General features: G+C 70.3%; 12 protein-coding genes. 11 read left to right on the top strand and 1 reads right to left on the bottom strand.

Features of this window, described 5'->3' with window-relative positions:
* The first annotated feature begins 110 nt into the window (after positions 1–110).
* On the top strand, positions 111–2,957 hold the full coding sequence (locus tag ACQPZQ_RS23225; RefSeq protein WP_433283956.1) for an aminotransferase class III-fold pyridoxal phosphate-dependent enzyme: 2,847 nt from the start codon (positions 111–113) through the stop codon (positions 2,955–2,957).
* On the opposite strand, the gene ACQPZQ_RS23220 is transcribed toward ACQPZQ_RS23225, so the two are convergent.
* A complete protein-coding gene (locus ACQPZQ_RS23220; protein WP_433283954.1) occupies positions 2,947–4,173 on the bottom strand; it encodes a PucR family transcriptional regulator in 1,227 nt (408 codons plus the stop codon). The genes ACQPZQ_RS23225 and ACQPZQ_RS23220 overlap by 11 nt on opposite strands.
* A 229-nt stretch (positions 4,174–4,402) precedes the next feature.
* On the opposite strand from ACQPZQ_RS23220, the gene ACQPZQ_RS23215 reads away from it, so the two are divergent.
* From ACQPZQ_RS23215 to ACQPZQ_RS23170, 10 genes are all read left to right on the top strand, one after another.
* On the top strand, positions 4,403–7,237 hold the full coding sequence (locus ACQPZQ_RS23215) for a hypothetical protein (RefSeq protein WP_433283952.1): 2,835 nt from the start codon (positions 4,403–4,405) through the stop codon (positions 7,235–7,237).
* A gap of 39 nt (positions 7,238–7,276) precedes the next feature.
* The gene (locus ACQPZQ_RS23210) at positions 7,277–8,020 is read left to right on the top strand and encodes a GntR family transcriptional regulator (RefSeq protein ID WP_433283950.1); all 744 of its coding nucleotides are present in this window, start codon (positions 7,277–7,279) and stop codon (positions 8,018–8,020) included.
* An 85-nt stretch (positions 8,021–8,105) separates the two neighbouring features.
* Positions 8,106–9,518, top strand: a complete 1,413-nt coding sequence (locus ACQPZQ_RS23205) for an extracellular solute-binding protein (protein WP_433283948.1) — start codon at positions 8,106–8,108, stop codon at positions 9,516–9,518.
* Complete coding sequence (locus ACQPZQ_RS23200) at positions 9,490–10,425, top strand: carbohydrate ABC transporter permease (protein ID WP_433283946.1); 936 nt, start codon at positions 9,490–9,492, stop codon at positions 10,423–10,425. The genes ACQPZQ_RS23205 and ACQPZQ_RS23200 overlap by 29 nt, the downstream gene beginning before the upstream one ends.
* The gene (locus ACQPZQ_RS23195) at positions 10,422–11,255 is read left to right on the top strand and encodes a carbohydrate ABC transporter permease (RefSeq protein ID WP_433283944.1); all 834 of its coding nucleotides are present in this window, start codon (positions 10,422–10,424) and stop codon (positions 11,253–11,255) included. Before ACQPZQ_RS23200 ends, ACQPZQ_RS23195 begins: the two co-directional genes overlap by 4 nt.
* Positions 11,255–12,385, top strand: a complete 1,131-nt coding sequence (locus ACQPZQ_RS23190) for an ABC transporter ATP-binding protein (RefSeq protein WP_433283942.1) — start codon at positions 11,255–11,257, stop codon at positions 12,383–12,385. Before ACQPZQ_RS23195 ends, ACQPZQ_RS23190 begins: the two co-directional genes overlap by 1 nt.
* A 1-nt stretch (position 12,386) precedes the next feature.
* The gene (locus ACQPZQ_RS23185) at positions 12,387–13,589 is read left to right on the top strand and encodes a CehA/McbA family metallohydrolase (RefSeq protein ID WP_433283940.1); all 1,203 of its coding nucleotides are present in this window, start codon (positions 12,387–12,389) and stop codon (positions 13,587–13,589) included.
* Between the two features lie 127 nt (positions 13,590–13,716).
* Entirely contained in the window at positions 13,717–14,631 is a 915-nt protein-coding gene (locus ACQPZQ_RS23180; RefSeq protein WP_433283938.1) for a sulfotransferase domain-containing protein, read from the top strand.
* Between the two features lie 43 nt (positions 14,632–14,674).
* A complete protein-coding gene (locus tag ACQPZQ_RS23175) occupies positions 14,675–15,625 on the top strand; it encodes a sulfotransferase domain-containing protein (RefSeq protein WP_433283936.1) in 951 nt (316 codons plus the stop codon).
* Positions 15,622–16,548: a sulfotransferase domain-containing protein gene (locus ACQPZQ_RS23170; protein WP_433283934.1), complete on the top strand. Its 927-nt coding sequence runs from the start codon at positions 15,622–15,624 to the stop codon at positions 16,546–16,548. The genes ACQPZQ_RS23175 and ACQPZQ_RS23170 overlap by 4 nt, the downstream gene beginning before the upstream one ends.
* The last annotated feature ends 37 nt before the right edge of the window (positions 16,549–16,585 follow it).

Here is a 16,585-nt window from a genome sequence, read left to right as displayed (position 1 = left end):
GCGGATTCGCAGCTCTCGAGAACACGGCAGTGCTCGTGCACAGTCCGCCACCCACGACCGATCGCGCACGCACATTGCGCCCGTCGTAGGGGTGGAATTGACTCGACGACGTGGAGCCATTCGATATCGAGACGGCGCTGAAGCAGCATTATGGCCTCGACGTGGCGGAGCAGGAGGTGCTCGGCGGCGAGAGCGATCACAATGTTCGGATCGGCACCGCCGATGGCCGCCAGTTCTTGTTCAAGGCCTCTGCGGGCTCCATTGACGACGTCTCGCTGCGCTGGCAGGCCGATGTGCTGTCGCATCTGGCCGATCGCGCGCCGGACCTGCCGGTCTCGCGGCTGGTTCCCGCCACGTCCGGTGCAGAGCTCGTCGCCGTCGGCTCCTACGCCGTCCGCCTGCTCACCTGGCTGCCCGGCACCCTGTTCGCGGAGATCGAGCAACACCCGCCGGCGCTGCTCACCGAACTCGGCCGCGTCGCCGGCCGGCTCACCCGCGCCTTGGCCGACCTGCCGGTGCGGGCCGGGGTCCGGTCCCACCACTGGGACGTGCGCAAGGCCGCGACGGCCATCGACGCGGGTCTCGGTTTCGTCCCGGACGAGCGCAACCGCAGAACCGTCGAACACGTGCTGACCTGGTTCGACCGTGTCGGCGCCACGCTCGACGGGCTGCCGACGGGCGTCGTGCACCAGGACATGAACGACTTCAACGTGCTCGTGCTCCCCGATGGCGACACCGGGGTGCACGTCAGCGGGGTGCTCGACGTCGGCGACGCACTCTTCACCATCCGAGTGGCGGAGGTGGCGATCGCAGCCGCGTACGCAATGCTGCGGAAGGACGATCCCCTCGCGGCCGCGGCCGCGGTTGTGGCCGGCTTCCATTCGGTCGTGCCGCTCACCGATGCCGAGATCTCGGTGGTCTTCCCGCTCGCCGCCGCCCGGCTGTGCGTGAACGCCACCACCTGGACGCGGCGGCTCACCACCAGCGACAACCGGTACGCCAAGGAACGGATGCGGCACACCTGGCCGGCACTGGCCCGGATCGTCGAGATCAGCCCGGCACTGGCCGAGGCCACCTTCCGCGACGCCTGCGGCTTCGAGGCGGCACCGGCGCCTGCTGTCACCGGGCAGGCGGCCGTGGTGCAGGGAGCGCTCACCGAGCTCGATCTCACCCCCCGAAGCGATCTGTACGACGATCTGGACTGGAGCGATCCCGACGCCGTGACGGCGGCGATCGCCCGCCGGCGCGGCAGGACCACCGGTGTCGCCCGGCATCTGACGGCGTCCCTGCTGCACGCGTCGCAGCGGTCGGCCCGTGCGGCCACGGTGCAGCTCGGGGTCACGTTGTTCCCCTCGGAGGGGGAGCCGCTCCGAACACCGCTCGCCGGCGTGGTCGAGCGCACCGCTGAGCCGCTGGTGGTGCGCCATGACCGCGTGTGGACATGCTGGTGGGGTCTGGAACCGGCCGTCTCCGACGGAATGGAGATCGACGCCGGAACGGCCCTCGGGACCGGCCGGGACCGTGTTCAGGTGCAGCTGGTCACCTCCGCCGAGCTCGCGGCCGAGCCGCCGCCCCGGTGGGTGCGGCCGGACGACGTTCCGGTCTGGTCGCGGCTCTCCCCCGATCCGTCGGCCCTGCTCGGGCTCGAACCCGCCCAACAGCCGCGGATGGACGTCCACGACGTGGTGGCGCTGCGCGAGCGCCGGTTCGGCCGCTCGCAGCGCGCCTACTACCGGCGTCCGATGAATCTCGTACGGGGGCGCGGCGTCTGGCTCTACGACGAGGACGGCTTCGGCTATCTCGACGCGATCAACAACGTGTCGCACGTGGGCCACGCCGAACCGCGGGTGGCCGCAGCGGCGGCGCGGCAGATGAGCAAGCTCAACACCAACAGCCGGTTCATCTACGAGGGCATCGCTGCCTACGCCGAACGGCTCTGCGCGACGCTGCCGGCGCCGCTCGAGGTGGTGTTCCTCGTCTGCACCGGCAGCGAGGCGAACGATCTGGCCCTGCGGATCTCGCGGCAGGTCACCGGGCGCGAGGACATGATCGTGATCGACGGCGCCTACCACGGCAACACCACGGCCGTCACCGGCATCAGCCCCAACCGATACAAGGGACGAGGAGGGGCCGGCGCGCCGCCCACCACGCACGAGGTATCGCGTCCCGACCGCTACCGGGGCGCCTACGGGCACGACGACCCCGACGCCGGCGCCCACTATGCGGCCGAGGTCGCCGCCACGGCTGCGCGGCTCACGGCGGAGGGCCGCGCTCCCGCGGGATTCATCGCGGAGTCCCTGATGGGCACGGCCGGGAACATCGTGCTGCCCGACCGCTACCTGCAGGACGCGTTCGCGGCCGTACGGGCCGTCGGCGGACTGTGCATCTCCGACGAGGTGCAGGTGGGGCTGGGCCGACTCGGCGAGGCGTTCTGGGGCTTCGAGCTGCAGGGAGTCGTGCCGGACATCGTGACGATGGGCAAGCCGCTGGGCAACGGGCATCCGATGGCTGCGGTCGTCACCACACGCGAGATCGCCGACGCCTTCGACACCGGCATGAAGTACTTCAACACCTTCGGCGGCAACCCCGTGTCGTGCGCCATCGGGCAGAGCGTGCTCGACGTGGTGGTCCAGGACGGGCTGCAGGCACACGCCGGAGAGGTCGGCACCTATTTCCTCGGCGTGCTGGAGGACCTCAAGGACCGGCACCAGCTGATCGGCGACGTGCGCGGCCGTGGCCTCTACCTCGGCATCGAGCTCGTCCGTGACCGGGCGAGCAAGGAACCCGCCGTGTCGGAGGCACTGGAGATCGCCGAGGGCCTCAAGGATCGGGGCGTGATCGTCTATCCCACCGGCGCGCTGGACAACGTGCTCAAGATCAAGCCACCGATGGTGTTCGGCCGCGAGCACGTCGATCTCTTCGCAGAAGCACTCGACGCGGTGCTGCTCAACCGCTGACCGGACGGCTGCCCGGGCCGTTCAGCCACTCGACGGCCAGGGTCAGGGCGGCCAGGTCTCGCGGACGGGACAGGCTGAGGCCGGTGATCCGCTCGATCGCCTGCAACCGGTTCCGAACCGTGTTGCGGTGGCGGTAGATCTTCTCGGCCACCTCGCGCACGGAGCCCTCTCCGTACAGGTAGTTCTCGAGGGCCTCGAACATCGCCTCACGCTCGTGGTCCGGCAGCGCGAGGATCTTGCCGAGCACGTCATGGGCCAGTGCACCCCCGAGCTCGCTGTCGGCGTAGACGACGGCCGCCAGCCACGAGGAGCCGAGCATGTGCAGCCCCGGGTCCGGCATCGATCGGATCACGGCCCGCGCCAGGCGCACTGCGCGGGGCACCGCGGCGAGCCCATCGGCCACGGACGCTCCGCAGCGCCACGCCGAGAGGGCATGGAGCGCCGGGAGCACGTCCTCGGCCTGCCGATCTCCGAGCAGGACGAGCAGGCACAGCTCGTCGGCACGCCAGGCCGGGTAGTGAGGCAGCCCGAGCGAACGCAGCAAGGAGGTGACCGTCCGGCCGGCCTCGTGCCGATGCGGTACGTCCTCGGCCACCACGACCAGCAGCCGCCCGTCGGCGGGGAGGTCGAGGCGCTTGGCGGCCTCACGCACCGCTGCCTGGTCCCCGTCCCCCGCGCCGATCAGCTGTTCGAAGGCCGCGTGTCGCAGCTCGTCGAGATCCAGCGCCATGTCGTGCTCGGTGGTGCGATAGGCGTCGACCATCTCCGCCGTGTTCCGCTCGACCGCCTCCCACAGCAGGACCGAGCCCTCGACGAACGACTCGTTGGCCGACACGCCGCTCGCCCGGCCTTCGTCGATGACCGCCTCCCACAGGATCCGCAGATCGATCCGGAACGCGTGCAGCAGGGCGGGCAACGGCAGGCGCTGACGTGCACGCACCTGGCCTGCTTCGACAGCGGCATCGATGATGTCCGGCGGGATGGGCCGCCCCGCTGCCCGGGTGAGCGCCAGCGCCAGGGTCTTGCGCATCATCGTGGCGAGGTCGCCGCGGCTGACCTCCGACGTCGCGTACTCCGACTCGTCGGCCCACAACCGCTCCACCGCGCGGTGCACGAGCTCGTCCAGGCGGGTGTCGAGCAACCGCCCGGCCACGAGCCGCATCGCCTGCTGCGGATCCGACGGATCCGGCACCACGTCCGGCTTCAGCGCGGACACGATCGCCGTCCGTCCGGAAGGAGTCCTGTTGCCGCAGCGCGGTGCGCGTGGATTCGGGTGACCACCTAGGCACTGTATTTTGTGGCCCCGTCGCCTGCCGTTCTGCAGATGTCACCACGGGGATGTCGAGGGACAAATCGGCCAGCATCGACATACTCGCCAAAGATCGTTAGGTTGTCAGGACCAATGCACGGCCTGAGCAATCCGATCGAAGCGAGGCAGTCAGCGCATGACCGGTACGACGACCGGGACGCTCACCACGGGGGCAGCGACCACCGGCGCAGTGGCGCAGGCGGCCGGTGTGGGGACGGTCCACCTGGTGCCGCACACGCACTGGGACCGGGAGTGGTACGAGCCGTTCCAGCGCTTCCGGCTGCGGCTCGTCGACCTGCTCGACGACGTGCTGGCCTGGGCGGAGGCCGATCCCCGCTTCCGCTTCACCCTCGACGGGCAGATGGCCGCGGTCGACGACTACCTCGAGGTCCGCGGTGAGAACCGCGACCGGATCGCGCAGCTGGTCCAGCGCGGCCAGCTCGCCGTCGGCCCCTGGCAGATCCTGCTCGACGAGTTCCTGGTCTCCGGCGAGAACATCATCCGCAACCTGGAACTGGGGCGCGCGCGGGCCGACGAGCTCGGCGGCGCGATGCCGGTCGGATACCTCCCCGACGAGTTCGGCCACTGCGCACAGATGCCGCAGATCCTGGCGGCCGCGGGCTTCGAGCACGCCTGCCTCTGGCGCGGGGTACCGGCAGCGGTCGACGGGCACGCCTTCCGCTGGGTCGCCCCCGACGGCAGCGCCGTGCGCGTGGAGTACCTGGTGCGCGGCTACGGCAACGCGGCGTCGCTCTTCGCCGACCCCACCCGGTTCGCGCAGCGGACCGTGGCCCTGGAGGCCACGCTGCGTCCGGTGTTCGGCGCGGAACCGGTTCTCGGCATGTACGGCACCGACCACTCGGCCCCCGTGCGCTCGCTCGTCGAGCTCGTCACGGGGTTGGAGGACGCCGACTCTCCTGTGCGCATGGAGATCACCACGCTGGGCGACTACATCACCGCCCGCGACGCCGGCGCGAGCGACATCGCCGTGGTGCGCGGTGAGCTGCGCAGCCACGCGGGGGCCAACATCCTGCCCGGTGTGCTCTCGGTGCGTCCGCACCTCAAGCAGGCCATGGCCCGAGCCGAGCGGATGGTGGAGCGCTACGCCGAGCCGTTCGCCGCTCTGTGGTCGCCGGTGTGGCCGCAGCGGTTCCTGGACATGGCCTGGTGGCGGCTCGTCGACGCATCGGGGCACGACTCCGTCACGGGATGCGGCGTCGACGAGACCGCGGTGCAGGTGTTCGCCCGCATCACCGAGGCCGAGCACCTGGGCCAGGCCGTGCGCGACCGGGTGATCAGCGCGATCGCTCGCGACGTCCCCCGGGACGCGATCGTCGTCGCCAACCCGTCGGCGGCCGACCGCACCGACCTCGTGACGCTGGACCTGGAGATTCCCGCTTCCTGGCCCGCGGTCGCGCTGCAGCAGGCCGACGGCACGGTGCTCCCGGCGCAGGTGGAGAACCGCACCGCTGCGCTGCTGCACGAGGAGCGGATCGGCGCCGCGGAACTGCCCACCTTCTTCCCGCGCATCCACGGGCGCGAGCTGTTCGGCCTCGAGATCGTCTCCTGGGCCGTGCACGCCGACGAGCGGGTGCTGCAGTTCGAGCTGGCTCGCCACGGCGGTGAGGAACCCTTCGACATCGACGCCCTGCGCGCCGCTGTGGAGGCGGCGGCCGTGTCGGGCACCTGGACGGTGCGACTGCAGGCGCAGGAACGCCGGGTGGTCACCGGGCTGGTGACGGCGCCGGCGCTGGGCTGGAGCTCGGTGCGACCGGTGCCCGCCGAGGACGCCGCGGCGACGCGGCCCGTGCAGGCGTCAGACCCCGGCATGGACAACCACTGCCTGGACAACGGCCTGGTGAGCGTGACCGTCCACGACGACGGCACACTACGGATCGTCGCGGCCGACGGCACGGTGCTCGACGGAGTGGGCCGGATCGTCGACGGCGGCGACCGGGGCGACACCTACAACTACGCACCGCCCGCCACGGACGCGCTGCTCGAGACACCGGACACGATCGTGATCACCGCGGCGGAGTCCGGGCCGTTTCGAGCCGCGTTCACGGTGGTACGCAGCTACTCGTGGCCCGCCGCGATGGACTGGGCGCACGACCGGCGCGGCGCGGCGAGCGAACCGGCGTCCGTCTCGATGCGGGTGGAGCTGCGGGCGGGCGAGCCGTTCGTCCGGCTGGAGCTCGCGATCGACAACCGCAGCGCCGACCACCGCGTCCGGCTCCACGTCCCGGTGGCCCGTGCGGCCGCCGTCTCGCACGCCGAGGGCCAGTTCGCGGTGGTGGAGCGGGGACGCACGGCCGAGGGCGGCGAGCAGCTCGACGTCCACTCGGCCGCCGGGGCGCCCAGCGGCGAGTACCCGCTCCCGACGTTCCCGGCCCACGGCTTCGTCGACGCGGGCGGTGCGGGGCTCCTGCTCACCCAGGCCTGTGAGTACGAGCTACTCGGTGACGACACGGCAGGCGAGCTCGCGCTGACCGTGCTGCGCTGCACGGGACAGATCAGCCGCAACGTGCACCCGTACCGCGAGGAGCCTGCGGGACCGCAGATCCCCACACCGCAGGCACAGATGATCGGCACCACCACCGTCACGCTCGCGGTGCTGCCGCACGCCGGGAGCTGGGTCGACGCCGAGCTCGTCGCGACGGCCGACCGGTACCGGCATCCGCTGCACGCCGCCGCGGGCCAGAGCCTGCCCGGTGGACCCCTGGAGAGCCACCACGGTCTCACCGTCGACGGTGCGGTCCTGACGAGCGTGCGACGCCGGGACGGCGTGCTCGAGGCACGCCTGGTGGCACAGAGCCCGGAGCCGGTCACAGCGGTGGTGCGCGGCCGGTTCGGCACCGCCCGCACCGTCGACCTGCGCGGCACGCCCGGGCGGGAGCTGCCCGTGACCGAGGGAACCGTGGAGCTGCCCCTGCGTCCCTGGGAGATCGCAACGCTCAGGTTCGACGGATGACCCGAGAGCCGGCGACGCGATGTGGCTGACGAGGAGCCGATGATGCCCGACCGTCCGCAGGTCGTCGTCGACCGTGCCAGCCCGGTGCCGCTCTACTTCCAGGTCGCCCGCCAGCTCGAGCAGGCCATCGAGTCGGGCGAGCTCCCACCGGGTTCGCGATTGGACAACGAGATCGCCCTCGCCGAGGAGCTCGGCCTCTCCCGGCCCACCATGCGCCAGGCGATCCAGTACCTGGTGGACAAGGGCCTGCTGGTGCGCAGGCGTGGCGTGGGCACACACGTCGCCCGGGCGCGAGTGCGTCGCCCCGTGGGCCTGACCAGCCTCTACGACGACCTCTCCGGCTCCGGGCAGCAACCGACCACGACCCTGCTCTCCCACAGCGTGGGGGCCGCCTCGGGTGTGGTCGCAGCGACGTTGGAGGTCCCGGAGGGCACCGCGGTGCTCACGCTGGAGCGCCTGCGCCGAACACGTGGTGAGCCCCTCGCCATCATGCGCAACCACCTGCGAGCCGATCTCGTGCAGCTCGACCCCGCGGTGCTCGAACACCGCGGCCTCTACGAGGTGCTGCGTGAGGCCGGAATCACCCTTGCCGCCGCGCAGCAGAGCATCGGCGCCCGCAAGGCGTCCGGGGCGGAGGCCCGCCTCCTCGACGAGCAGCGGGGCGCCCCGCTGCTCACGATGCGCCGCACGACGTTCGACGACCGGGGCGTCGTGGTGGAGTACGGCGATCACCTCTATCGCGCCTCGCGGTACTCGTTCGAAGTGGCGCTGACCAGACGGTGAGCCGAGACCCAACTGTCATCGACGACGAACATAAGTCATGACATAGTCCCGCTGATCATTGTCGTCACGTACGCACGAGGTGGGTATGCCAGGCAGGACAGCACGGATCGCGGTGGCGCTCTCGGCGGTGGCCGCGCTCGCGCTCGCGGGCTGCGCGGGCGGAGGAAGCTCCGACGCGGGCGACCCGCAGCGCAACGCGGACGCCAAGACCGTCACGCTGACGATCGCGGCCAACGTCGCCCAGGGCGGGAAGAACGCCCAGGAGGCGGACTGGATCGTCAACTACATCATCCCCGAGTTCACGAAGCGGATGGCCGACCAGGGCGTGCAGGCCACGGTCACGCTCCAGCCCTCCGGTGTCGACGACGAGCAGTTCAAGACCAAGCTCTCGCTCGACATGCGCAGCGGCGGCGGAGCGGACGTCGTCTCCCTCGACGGCATCTGGGTGGGTGAGTTCGCACAGGCCGGCTACATCCAGCCGCTCGACGAGGCCGTGGGCCCGGCCGCGGAGTCGTGGGACGGCTGGGCGCAGATCCCCGACACCGTCGAGCAGCTCGCGTCGTTCGACGGCAAGCGCTACGGCATCCCGTACGGCACCGACGGCCGCGTGCTCTTCTACAACAAGGAGCTCTTCGCCCGCGCGGGCCTGCCCGCCGACTGGCAGCCCACGAGCTGGCAGGAGGTCATCGACGCCGCCACGCGCCTCAAGCAGCTGCCCGGCGTCGACCCGATCCAGCTCAACGCGGGCACCGCGATGGGTGAGGCCACCACGATGCAAGGGGTGCTCCCCCTGCTCGCCGGCACGGGCGCGCATCTCAACACCGACGGCAAGTGGATGGGCGACTCGCCGCAACTGCGCGACGTGCTCGGCCTCTACCAGCAGATCTACGGCGGCGGCCTCGGCGACCCGCAACTGCAGCAGGAGGCGAAGGGCCGGGACAAGTCGTTCCAGGAGTTCGCGGCAGGACGCGTCGGCATCCTGCTGGAGAGCGACTACTTCTGGCGCTCGGTCGTCGCGCCGAAGGACGGCATCGCCCCGATGGCGAACCGCGACCAGGTCGTCGGCTACGCGAAGATCCCGGCCGAGCAGCCCGGCAAGGGTCTTTCGGGTCAGGACTTCGTGAGCATGTCCGGCGGGTCGATGCGCGCGATCAACCCGGCCACGAAGTACCCGCAGCAGGCCTGGCAGCTGCTGGCGTTCATGAACTCCGCCGAGGCCGTGCGCGCCCAGCTGGGCGACACCGCCCGCATCACCCAGCGCGATGACGTCAACGCCGAGGTGCTCGGCCGCGACCCGATGCTCAGCTTCGTCGCCGAGCAGGTGCTTCCGCTCACCGCGTACCGCCCGGGACTTGCGGAGTACCCGCAGGTCTCCCAGGCGCTGCAGGAGGCAACGGCGGCCGTGGTCTCGGGCACCGCACCGGACCAGGCGGCACAGCAGTACCGGACCGCTCTGGAGGGTGCACTCGGTGGCGCTGACAACATCACCACCGGCTGACACGGGCGTCAGCAGGGGCGCCGCCCCCACCGTCCCGACGGACGCCGCAGGCCTCGGACGGATCCGGGCCTCGGCGTTCGTCGTGCCGGCACTGGCCCTGATCGGCGTCTTCCTCGTCTACCCCGCCCTGTGGACGCTCTACCTGGGGCTCACGAACTATCGGCTCACCGGCATCGCCGCGGCGCGGCCCCAGGTCGTCGGCCTCGACAACTACACCCACGCGCTCTCCGACCCCGAGTTCCTGAACTCGCTCTGGCTGACGCTGCTCTACGTGCTGGGCTCGGCCGTGATCGGGCAGTCGGTGCTCGGGTTCGTCCTCGCCTGGACGATGCGCAGCGTTCCGCGAGTGGTACGCACCGTCGTCGAGTCACTGGTGATGCTGGCCTGGATCCTGCCCGGCTCGGTCGTCGCCTTCCTCTGGATCGCGCTGCTGGACCGGGACTCGGGCACGCTCAACGCGCTGCTCGGCACACCGGGGATGGCCTGGCTGCTCGAGTACCCGATGCTCTCGATCATCGTGTTCAACACCTGGCGGGGCACGGCGTTCTCGATGCTGCTCTTCAGCGCCGCACTGAACGCGGTGCCGCCCTCGCAGCTGGAGACCGCTCGCATGGCCGGGGCGTCCGGGTGGCAGCAGCTGCGCGACGTGGTGTTCCCGCACATCCGGGGGCACGTGCTCACCAACCTGCTGCTGATCAGCCTCTGGACGTTCAACGACTTCGCCCCGTACCTGATCACGGCCGGTGGCCCGAACGACCGCTCCGAGATCCTTCCGGTCTTCGTCTACCAGACCGCGATCTTCGACGGGCAGCTCGGCTTCGGCAGCGCGATCTCGCTGATCATGCTCCTGATCAACCTCGTCATCGCCGTGATCTACCTACGTCTGCTCCGGGAGCGGCGCACGTGAACCCCGTACTCACACCGCGCGCGCTCGTCGGACGCGTGGCGTTCTACGTGCTCATCGCGCTGATCACGGCGTTCATGGCGGTCCCCGTCCTGTGGCTGCTGTTCGCGCCCTTCGACCGCACGCCGACGCTCAGCGCGTCACTGCCGCAGTGGACCTGGGACAACTTCACGGACCTGCTGGAGAACCCCTACGCGCTGATCTCGCTGGGCAACTCCGTGCTGCTCGCGCTGGGGAGCATGGTGCTCGTCACCGTGTTCGGTGCACTGGCGGCCTACGCCCTGTCCCGCGTGCACGTCCCGGGCCGCGACGTGCTGCTCTACGTGCTGCTGCTGCTCTCGTCGATCGTCACCGGCACGGCGGCGATGGTGCCGATCTTCCTGCTGATGTTCGAGCTGGACCTCATCGACTCCCAGTTGGGCGTCGTGCTCGTGCTCAGCGGCGGGCTGCTCCCCGCGGCGATCTTCATCCTGAAGGACTTCATGGACGCCACACCGCGCTCCTACGAGGAGTCGGCGCGGGTGTTCGGAGCGGGGCCGTTGCAGATCCTTCGTGACGTGGTGCTGCCGGTGGTGCGGCCGGGCATCGCGACGATCGCCGTCTGGACGATCGTGAACGTGTGGGGCAACTTCCTCACCCCGTTCATCCTGCTGCGCAGCCCCGAGAAGTCGCCCGCTGCCGTGGTGCTCTACACCTTCTACACCGAGGGCGGGCAAGCCGATCTGGGCCTGATCTCGGCGTTCTCGTTGCTCTACTCGATCCCCGTCGTCGCGATGTACGTGTTCGTCAACCGGCGCTACGGGTTCCGATTCCACGGAGGGATCAAGCGCTGATGGCCGACATCGAGCTGCGCCGGCTGGTCAAGGAGTACCCGAACGGGGTGCGTGCCGTCGACGGCCTCGACCTCACGATCGCCGACGGCGAGTTCTTCGCGCTGCTGGGCCCGTCCGGGTGCGGGAAGACCACGTTGCTGCGGTCGATCGCCGGCCTCGAGACCGTCACGAGTGGGAGCATCGAGATCGGCGGCCGCGACGTCACCCGGCTCACGCCGGGCGCGCGCGACATCGCGATGGTCTTCCAGGACTACGCGCTCTTCCCGCACATGACGGTGCGCGACAACATCGCCTACCCGCTGCGGATCAAGAAGGTGGGCAAGCCGGAACGCCACGCCAGGGCCGACGAGACGGCGCAGGGGCTCAGCCTGGGCCACCTGCTCGACCGGCGGCCCGGCCAGCTCTCGGGAGGACAGCAGCAGCGCGCGGCGCTGGCCCGTGCCGTGGTCTCCCACCCGCAGGTGTTCCTGTTCGACGAGCCCCTATCCAACTTGGACGCGCGGCTACGACTCGAGGCCCGCACATTCCTCAAACGGCTCCAGCGTGACCTCGGGGTCACCACCGTGTTCGTCACCCACGACCAGGCCGAGGCGCTCGCGATGAGCGATCGCATGGCCGTCATGGATGCGGGGCGGATCCGTCAGGTCGGTACCCCGCGCGAGGTGTTCCAGCGTCCCACCAGCACCTTCGTCGCGAGCTTCATCGGGTCGACCCCGATGAACCTGCTCGACGCCACCGTCGACCGCGACACCCTGCGGGTCGCGGGCGCCACGCTGCCGCTGCCCGCGGAGGCACGCCCGCACGTCAGCGACGGCGAGCGGCTCGTCTTCGCCGCCCGGCCCGAGTACATGGGCCTGCGCACCGAGCCCGATCCTGCCGGGCTCGCCGGGGTGGTCGCGATCGTCGAGAACATGGGCGTCGGATCGCTGGTCTCGCTCGAGATCGCCGGCGCGGAGGGCCCGAGCATCGTCCAGGTGACCGTGCCCGAGGGGGAGGAACCGGAGATCGGCTCCCGCGGCTGGGCGGTCGCTGTGCCGGAGCGCGTGCTCCTCTACCGGCACGACGACGGCGAGCTCGTGGGAAGCGAGCGGACCGCGGACGACGCAGCGCTCGCCGCCGCCGGGACCTGACATGGCGCAGGTCGTGCACCGCGGGCGGTGGACGCTGGAGGACCGCGCCGAAGGCTTCTACCGGGAGCTCCCCGTGGAGGTGCCCGACGGCGCGGGCGCCCTGACCGTCCGGCTGGGCTTCGACCGGAGCGCGGGCGTGCTCGACCTCGGCTGTTTCGGACCCGCCGGTTTCCGCGGCTGGTCCGGGGGTGCCCGTGACTCGTTCACGATCACACCCGGGTGGGCGACGCCCGGTTACCTGCCCGGCCCGCTCGAGGGCGGCATCTGGCACGTCTGCCTCGGGCTGCACCGGGTGCCGGCCGACGGTCTGGAGTACGAGGTGGTGGCCGAGGCCGGGCCCGCCTCGCCACCCACGCCGCCGAACGTCTCGCCCCCGCCGCCCGTCCGGGAGCGCCCGCCGCGCCGGGACCTGCCCGCCGAGCCCGGCATGCGCTGGCTCGCCGGTGACCTGCACAGCCACACCGTGCACTCCGACGGCACGCTGACCGTCGACGAACTGGCCTGCCTCGCCGCCGCGGGCGGACTGGACTTCCTCGCGGTGACCGACCACAACACCGTGAGCCACCACCCCGCGCTGGCCGCCGCAGGGCGACGCGCAGGCGTCCTGCTGCTGCCCGGCCAGGAGGTCACGCGCGACACCGGGCACGCCAACGCCTTCGGCGACATCGGATGGATCGACTTCCGCCGCCCCGCCGCGGACTGGCTGGCCGAGACCGAGCGCCGGGGCGGCCTTCTGTCGGTCAACCACCCGCTGGCGAACGACTGCGCGTGGCGGCACCCGATGCCACGCCGGCCCCGCTTCGCGGAGATCTGGCACTGGACCTGGCAGGACCGGCGCTGGGGCGGGCCGCTGGCCTGGTGGCTCGCCTGGGACCCGGACGTGATCCCGCTCGGCGGCAGCGACTTCCATTCCCCCGCGCAGGGCCGTCCCCTCGGGGCACCCACGACGTGGGTGCAGTGCCCAGGCGACGACGTGCTGGCAGGGATCTCCGCGGGCCGGATCGCGATCAGCTCGGGCCGCGATGCCCCGCTGCTGCTCCGCGTCGGCGACGAGATCGTGGTACACGGGGGAGACGGGACATACCTCGTCAACCCCGACGGTGGCCGCCGGGTGGTATTCGGCGACCGTAGGTCATTCCGCGCAAATCCGGGCCCGTATCGGCTGGAATCCTCCGATAACTCCGTCATCGCACTTGTCGCGTAGGCGCCGCTGATAACCCACGGTGGGTAGCCCGGACGTCGTACGATCACTCACGGGCCGCCCGCGGACAAGGCCGTCTCCCCGCGGTTCAGCGTTTACTGCCGGCTGATGCGCAGAAAGGGACGGCTGTATGGAGCGATACCGGATGGTGGGTTTCGACAGCGCACGCTGGGACGGCTTCGCGTTCCGCGACGGCGACATCGTGATCAGCACACCGCCGAAGAGCGGCACCACCTGGATGCAGATGATCTGCGCCCTACTGGTTTTCGGAACACCGGACTTCGACCGCGAACTGGACGCGCTCTCGCCGTGGCTCGACTGGTCGCTGGAGCCGCGTGAGTCGGTGCTGGCCACCCTGGAAGCTCAGCAGCACCGCAGGTTCATCAAGACGCACACGCCGCTCGACGGGTTGCCCATCGATCCCCAGGTGACCTACGTGTGCGTCGGTCGCGACCCGCGAGATGCCGGCATCTCATTGGGCAACCACAGGGCGAACATCGACCTGGAAGCGGTCGTGCGGGCACGAGAGGCGGCCGGCCTGGCGCACGTGTCCCCCACCAGTGCGCCCGTGAGCGAGGAGGCGTCCGAGCGGGACCGGTTCCGGCACTGGATGCTGGACGACACACCGGTGACGAGCAGCCACTACACCCTGCGCTTCACGATGCACCACCTCACCACCTTCTGGGACGCGCGCGAGTCGGCCGGCGTGATCATGGTGCATTACGACGATCTCAAGGCCGATCTGCTCGGCGAGATGCGCCGCCTCGCCGTACGGCTGGGTATCACCGTGCCCGAGTCGGCATGGCCATCGCTCGCGCGTGCGGCGACCTTCGAGGACATGCGCAAGCAGGCTCCCCGACTCGTCCCCAATGTCAGCAAAGCCGTCTGGCGGGACAATGAGCGGTTCTTCAACCGCGGCGTGAGCGGGCAGTGGGTCGACGTGCTGGACGACACCGACCTGCATGAGTACGCGGCGCGAGTCACCGAGTTCACCGCGCCCGACCTGCTGGATTGGGCCCACCGCGAGCCGATCACGCAATTCTGACCGGCCTGTACTGCAGATCGACGTATGGAAAGGAATGGCCCCTGTGGTGCGATACCGGTCGGTGTTTCAGGACAGCGCGCGCTGGGACGGCTTCGCGTTCCGCGACGGCGACATCGTGATCAGCACACCACCGAAGAGCGGCACCACCTGGACGCAGATGATCTGCGCCCTACTGGTGTTCGGAACACCGGACTTCGACCGCGAACTCGACGCGCTCTCGCCGTGGATGGATGGGCTGACGCAGTCTCACGATTCGGTGCTGGCAGCCCTGGAGGCGCAGCAACACCGCAGGTTCATCAAAACGCACATCCCGCTGGACGGGTTGCCATTCGACGCCCGGGCCACCTACGTGTGCGTCGGCCGCGACCCGCGAGATGTCGGCATCTCGCATCGGAGCCACAGCGCGAACGTGAACGTGGAAGCGTTCCTCGCAGCACGCGAGGCAGCGGTCGGGCCGTCCGACGTGGGCGTGTTCGCCGGCCGTGCGCACACCGCGCAGGAACTCTCCGAACGCGACTATTTCCGGCGCTGGATGCTGGACGACCGGCCGGTCACGGAAAACGACGCCACCCTGATCTACACGATGCACCACCTCGGCACATTCTGGGACGCGCGGAACTCGGCGAACGTCGTGATGGTGCATTACGACGATCTCAAGGCCGATCTGCTCGGCGAGATGCGCCGCCTCGCACAGCGACTCGACATCACCGTGCCGGAGTCGGCGTGGCCGTCCCTGGTGCGCGCAGCGACGTTCGACAACATGCGTAAACAGGCCGCCCGGCTCGTCCCCGAAGCCGGCAGGGCGATCTGGCGGGACAGGGAGAGATTCTTCAACCGCGGTGTGAGCAGGCAGTGGGTCGGTGTGCTGGACGACGCCGACCTGCGGGAATATGCGGCGCGCGTCTCCGAGCTCGCCGCACCTGACCTACTGGGATGGGTCCACCGCACGCCGATCACAACGCCCTCGCGAGCCGCCCGGAAGGAAGCGGGATGACGGTGCGATACCGGATGCTGGCCCAGGACAACGCGCGCTGGGACGGCTTCACGTTCCGCGACGACGACATCGTGATCAGCACCCCGGCGAAGAGCGGCACCACCTGGACGCAGATGATCTGCGCTCTCCTGGTGTTCGGAACGCCGGACTTCGACGGCGACCTGGACGCGCTCTCGCCATGGCTGGACGCGCTGACGCAGTCGCACGATTCGGTGCTGGCGACCCTGGAGGCGCAGCGACATCGCAGGTTCATCAAAACGCACACGCCGCTGGACGGGTTGCCGTTCGACCCGCGGGTGACCTATGTGTGCGTCGGCCGCGACCCGCGAGATGTCGGCATCTCGTCGCGGAACCACCTGGCTAACGTGAATGCGGAAGCGTTCCTGCGGGCACGCGAATCAGCGGTCGGGCCCGCCGACGTGGGCGAGATTCCCACCCAGATGCAAACGGCGCGGGAGCTCTCCGCACGCGACCACTTCCGGCAGTGGATGCTGGACGACGCCCCGGTCACGGAGCACCTCTTCAGTTTGCGCTTCACGCTGCACCACCTCAGCACGTTCTGGGAGGCTCGGAAGTCGGCCAACGTGGTGCTCATGCACTACGACGACCTCAAGGCCGATCTGCTCGCCGAGATGCGCCGCCTCGCACAGCGACTCGACATCACCGTGCCGGAGTCGGCGTGGCCGTCACTGGCGAACGCGGGCACCTTCGAGAACATGCGCCGGGACGCCCGCCTCGTCCCGGAGTCCCGATTCGGCTTCTGGCTGGACAACCAGCGGTTCTTCAACCGCGGGGTGAGCAGGCAATGGGTAGACGTGCTGGACGATGCCGACCTGCAGGAATATGCGGCACGCGTCACCGAACTCGCCGCACCCGACCTGCTGGGATGGGTGCACCGCGAGCCGGTCACGACACCCTCGTGACCGGCTCGCGAGATGCGGACGTGCCGCGTGCTCCCGT

This window comes from Pseudonocardia sp. CA-142604 (assembly GCF_050948475.1).
In the GTDB taxonomy this organism is placed as follows: domain Bacteria; phylum Actinomycetota; class Actinomycetes; order Mycobacteriales; family Pseudonocardiaceae; genus Pseudonocardia; species Pseudonocardia alaniniphila.
The sequence above is the reverse complement of the archived record's forward strand: the minus strand, read 5'-3'. Positions and strand labels throughout refer to the sequence as shown.